The following is a 3,575-nucleotide window of genomic DNA, read 5'->3' on the forward strand; positions in this document are numbered from 1 at the left end:
CGGCCGGCCAGGACGATCTGCGCATCGGCGTGCCGGTCGCCAACCGCCAGCGCCAGGATGTCGAGGCGGTGATCGGCTGCTTCGTCAACACTCAGGTGCTGCCGATCCAGGTCGACGGGCGGGTGTCGTTCGAAGCGCTGCTGACCGCGGTCCGCGGCACCGCGCTGCAGGCCCAGGCGCATCAGGCGCTGCCCTTCGAGCAGCTGGTCGAGGCTCTGAATCCCGAGCGCAGCCTGGACCGCAATCCGCTGTTCCAGGTGATGTACCATCACGGCCAGCGCCGCGATGCGGTCGAGCTGCGGCTCGGCGACGTGCGGGCCGAGGTGCTGGCGCGCGACGGTGGCAGCGCCCAGTTCGACCTGACCCTGGTCACGGCCGAGGACGCGGCGGGGCGGCTCTCCGGCCAGCTCGCCTACGCCACCGACCTGTTCGACCGGGCGACGGTCGAGCGCTGGCGCGACGGCTTCATCCTGCTGCTGCGGCAGGTCACGGCGCAGCCGGGCCGGGCGCTGGGCCAACTGAGCCTGCTCACTGAAGTCGAGGAAGCGCGGCTTACCCAGTGGAACGCGACGGAGCATGGCTATGAGGCGGTGCCGAGCGTGGTGACGCTGATCGAGCGTCAGGCGCAGGCGACGCCGGAGGCGGAGGCCCTGGTGTTCGAAGGCGAACGCCTGAGCTACGCCGAGCTTGAGGCGCGCAGCAACCGCCTGGCGCATGCGCTGATCGCCCGGGGCGTCGGCCCGGACATGCTGGTGGGGGTGGCGGCGGAGCGGTCGGTCGAGCTGGTGGTGGGGCTGCTGGGGATCCTGAAGGCGGGGGGAGCCTACCTGCCGCTGGACCCGGAGCATCCGCGCGACCGGCTGGCCGGGACCATCGGCGACGCCGGACTGCGGCTGGTGCTGACCCAGGGGCACCTGGCCGAGCGGCTGCCGGGGATCGACGGCGTCGAGATCCTCGCCCTGGACCGCTGGGACCTGTCGCAGCAGCCGGATCACGCGCCCGGCGTGGCGATCCATCCGGAGACGCTGGCCTACTGCATCTATACCTCGGGCTCGACCGGCAAGCCGAAGGGCGTAGGCAACAGCCATGCCGGTCTGCTGAACCGGCTGCAGTGGATGCAGGCGGAATACGGATTGGGCCCGTCGGACCGTGTGCTGCAGAAGACGCCCTACGGGTTCGACGTGTCGGTGTGGGAGTTCTTCTGGCCGCTGATGACCGGCGCCACGCTGGTGGTGGCGGCGCCGGGGGCGCACCGGGACCCGGAGGCGCTGGGCCGGGTGATCCGGGACCAGGCGATCACGACGCTGCACTTCGTGCCGTCGATGCTGGCGGCGTTCGCGGCGTCGGGCGAGCTGCCGGGCTGTGCGAGCCTGACCCGGATCCTGTGCAGCGGCGAGGCCTTGCCCATCGAGCTGCAGACGGAAGTGCTGGAACAGACCCAGGCGGAGCTCCACAACCTGTACGGCCCGACCGAGGCGGCGATCGACGTGACCTTCTGGGCGTGCCGTCCGGAGGCGGGGCAGCGCGGGGTGCCGATCGGGCATGCCATCGCCAACACCCAGATCCACATCCTGGACGCGGACCTGAACCCGGTGCCGGAGGGTGTGTCGGGAGAGCTGTACATCGCCGGCGTGAACCTGGCACGGGGCTATCTCGGCCGTCCGGACCTGACGGCGGACCGGTTCGTGCCGAACCCGTTGGGGCAGCCCGGCAGCCGGATGTACCGCAGCGGCGACCTGGTGCGGCGTCGACCGGACGGGGCGATCGAGTATCTCGGGCGTCTGGACCACCAGGTGAAGCTGCGGGGCCTCAGGATCGAGCTGGGGGAGATCGAGGCGGGCTTGAGGTCGCATCCGGGGATCCGGGATGCGGTGGTGGTGGTGCGGGACGGGCGGCTGGTGGGGTATGTCGCCGCGGACGCGGCGCCGGACGAGGCGGCGGTGAAGACCCAGCTGGCGACGAGTCTGCCGGACTACATGGTGCCGTCGAAGCTGATGTGGCTGGAGCGTTTGCCGGTGTCGGCGAACGGCAAGCTGGACCGCAAGGCCCTGCCCGACCCGGAGTGGGAGAGCGGCGCCGGACACGCCGAGCCCGAGGGCGAGACCGAACAGGCCATCGCCGCGATCTGGCGCGACGTCCTCGGACTCCAGCACGTCTCCCGGCATGACGACTTCTTCAATCTCGGCGGGCATTCGATCCTGGCCACCCGGATGGTGTCGCGGCTGCGCCAGGCGCTGGCTGTCGAGCTGCCGCTGGCGATCCTGTTCGAGACCCGCACCATCGCCGGCGTCGCCGCGGTGATCGATCGACACGGCCGCGGCGACGCCGCGGCGGAACTGGATGCGATGTCCGATCTGCTGGACGCGCTGGAGCTGCCGGAATGAACGACGTGACCGTGCCGCAGGCCGATCCGCTTCGCGCCATCGCCGAACGCGTGAGCGCTTTGCCGGCGGAAAAGCGCAAGCTGTTCCTGGCCCAGCTCGACGCCAAGGGCATCAGCGCCCAGCGCCTGCCGATCGTCCCGGTCTCCCGCGACGCCGCGCTGCCGCTGTCCTACGCCCAGCGCCGCCTGTGGCTGCTGTGGCAGCTGGAGCCGGAGGGCACGGCCTATCACATCACCGGCGGCCTGCGCCTGACCGGCCGGCTCGACGAGGCTGCGCTGCAGGCGGCGCTCGACGGGCTGGTCGCCCGCCATGAGGCGCTGCGCACCAGTTTCGGCACCGACGCCGAGGGCGGGCCGGTGCAGCATATCCTCGCGCCGGCGCCGCTGCCGCTCGACCGGGCCGACCTGTCGGCGCTGCCGGAGGATCAGCGGCAGGCCCGGCTCGACGACCTCTCGGCGCAGGAGGTCCGGCGGCCCTTCGACCTTGCCGCCGGCCCACTGCTGCGCGCCACCCTGGTCCGGCTGGCCGCCGATGAGCAGGTGCTGCTGCTGACCCTGCACCACATCATCGCCGATGGCTGGTCGATGGACCTGCTGGTCGCGGATGTCGCCGCCCTCTATGACGGCCACCGTCTCGGCCGGCCGGCGCCGGCCGCCGCGGAGATCCAATACGCCGACTACGCGGTCTGGCAGCGCCAGCTGATGGAGGCCGGCGAGGGCGAGCGCCAGCTGGCCGCCTGGACGGAAATGCTGGGCGCCGAGCAGCCGGTGCTGGAACTGTCGGCCGACCGGCCGCGCCCAAGCGAGCCCAGCGGGCGCGGCGACACCGTCGCCTTCGACCTGCCCGACGATCTCGCCGCGGCGCTGCGGTCGCTGGCGCAACGCCAGGGCGCGACCCTGTTCATGGTGCTGTTGGCCGGCTTCTCGCTGCTGCTGCGCCGCCTCGGCGGCCAGGACGATCTGCGCATCGGCGTGCCGGTCGCCAACCGCCAGCGCCAGGATGTCGAGGCGGTGATCGGCTGCTTCGTCAACACTCAGGTGCTGCCGATCCAGGTCGACGGGCGGGTGTCGTTCGAAGCGCTGCTGACCGCGGTCCGCGGCACCGCGCTGCAGGCCCAGGCGCATCAGGCGCTGCCCTTCGAGCAGCTGGTCGAGGCTCTGAATCCCGAGCGCAGCCTGGACCGCAATCCGC

Annotated in this window: 2 protein-coding genes; both read left to right on the forward strand. The window is 71.9% G+C overall.

Annotated features, from left to right (window positions below):
- Positions 1-2,384, forward strand: a 2,384-nt coding sequence (locus AB4112_RS35875) for an amino acid adenylation domain-containing protein (protein ID WP_441727229.1), incomplete at its 5' end; no start/stop codon positions are given.
- Positions 2,381-3,575: condensation domain-containing protein (locus AB4112_RS35880; RefSeq protein WP_441727231.1), on the forward strand; the 1,195-nt coding region annotated here is incomplete at its 3' end. The genes AB4112_RS35875 and AB4112_RS35880, both read left to right, overlap by 4 nt.

The sequence above is a fragment of the Inquilinus sp. 2KB_23 genome (assembly GCF_052115705.1).
Taxonomy (GTDB): domain Bacteria; phylum Pseudomonadota; class Alphaproteobacteria; order DSM-16000; family Inquilinaceae; genus Inquilinus; species Inquilinus ginsengisoli_A.